The sequence below is a fragment of the Nostoc sp. genome (assembly GCF_035638895.1).
In the GTDB taxonomy this organism is placed as follows: Bacteria; Cyanobacteriota; Cyanobacteriia; order Cyanobacteriales; family Nostocaceae; genus Nostoc.
Map to the genome: position 1 here is coordinate 1 of NZ_DASQZC010000440.1, position 1,602 is coordinate 1,602.

General features: G+C 33.7%; 2 protein-coding genes. One reads left to right on the forward strand and one right to left on the reverse strand.

Features of this window, described 5'->3' with window-relative positions; translation table 11 throughout:
* The coding region (locus VE944_RS22280) for a tetratricopeptide repeat protein (RefSeq protein WP_475483633.1) at positions 1-215 on the reverse strand (215 nt) is incomplete at its 3' end.
* A gap of 623 nt (positions 216-838) precedes the next feature.
* Between VE944_RS22280 and VE944_RS22285 the strand changes: the two genes are divergently transcribed.
* Positions 839-1,165 carry a YbjQ family protein gene (locus VE944_RS22285; protein WP_323201827.1) on the forward strand — a complete coding sequence of 109 codons (327 nt, stop codon included), beginning with the start codon at positions 839-841 and terminating at the stop codon, positions 1,163-1,165.
* Positions 1,166-1,602: the final 437 nt, after the last annotated feature.

Consider the following 1,602-nt stretch of genomic DNA (forward strand, 5'->3'; position numbering starts at 1 on the left):
TTTTTGGGATCTAGCCTAGCTGCTCGCTGATAAACTGCGATCGCACCACCATAATCGCCCGTATCCACTAACCTCCGTCCTTCTTCTAGTAGTTGCTTTAACTCTGGGTTTTTGCTTTGCGCCACTAATACCTGAGCCTGAACCACTGAAGGTATAGTTAAAGAAAAACATCCTAATAGCACCACACTCAGCACAATTGATGTTGGCTTGTACACAGTAAATTTCCTGAAATTTTAGAGGACTTTTTTCTTGTACATTAAAACAAAAATATAGACTTTTGAAAACTGTATTTCTTCGTATTAATTAAAATGTTAATAATTCATTGAGTCTTTCCTTTACATTAGCGCCACATTACAGAGTTTTTACTGAATGATGAAGTGTAAGATATCAAGTTTAGATGAAGTTACTTACATACAAATCACTAGGCTAGCAAAACAACACTTTTTTTCTCAGTAGTTATACGAGCTGTTGATAAAAATTAAATAGGTATCTAGCTTAATTTTAGAAAGCAACCCACCAATTTAAGAAGATTTATTCCTGTTTGTTGTTTTCTGGAACAATTTGCTGACTCTGTATCCAATTGTTCACACTTTTATACTACCCTGTAGGAAGCCCCAATTAAGGCATTTATATCCTTTTTGGACATTACACGATAAGATAAATTTAACAAGCTAAATGTTTTTTCAAATGCTAGTTTTTAGCCAGGAAGTGAGAGTGCAAATGCGATAGCAGTAATTATGTGAGAGCATGTTTATCAAACTTGTATCAATACAAACTAGTTTTGTATGTGAATTTTAATAATAAATATAAACTTATATACAATCTGCGAGGCTAATTTATGATTATAACTACCACTGATGTAATTCAAGGAGCCGTTATTGAGTCATATTTAGGTATTGTCACAGCAGAAGTAGTCTACGGTAGCAATTTCTTGCGGGATTTTCTGGCGGGTATTCGAGATATTATTGGTGGACGCACTGGTAGCTATGAGCGTCTATTTGAGCAGGGCCAACGCAAAGCATTAGAAGAGTTAGAACAACGAGCACAACGTTTAGGAGCAAATGCTGTGATTGGGATTGAAATTGATACTGGCACGATCAATCTTGACCAGTCAGGAGTTCTTTTGCTGATTACTGCCACAGGTACTGCTGTGAAGATGCGTTAATTTTTTGTTGGCTGTCTAATTACTTTATTAGGATTTTTTAATAAGGATTACAAAGTTTTGTATTAAGTCTAATTTTTTCAAAATCCAAGATTGATTTTTGTAGCAAGTTAATAAGTGCATTTTAACTTAATAATTTATCTATAAAAGCTCTAAACAATCATTAAATAATTAATAAATAAATACAGAGTTTTATTAAAAATTGTTAAAGACGTTTGTTTTTTCTCACTAAAGATAGATTCATTAAATATTTCTATTGATAGATACTAAAGCAGATGATTTGGTTATTTAATCTTAAGCATAAACATGAATATACCTGAGCAGCAACTTTGCTGAAACAGCACTGGAGAACATAAGCTATGTCATACGTAAATCGGACAGGTAATGAAGGTATTGCTACTGAGCCTGTGGTAGCAGGCAGAGTAGCTGAGTATCATGAT

Excerpts from the sequence above, each read along its gene's own strand:
- VE944_RS22285 (WP_323201827.1), top strand. The coding sequence starts at position 839 with ATGATTATAACTACCACTGATGTAATTCAAGGAGCCGTTATTGAGTCA.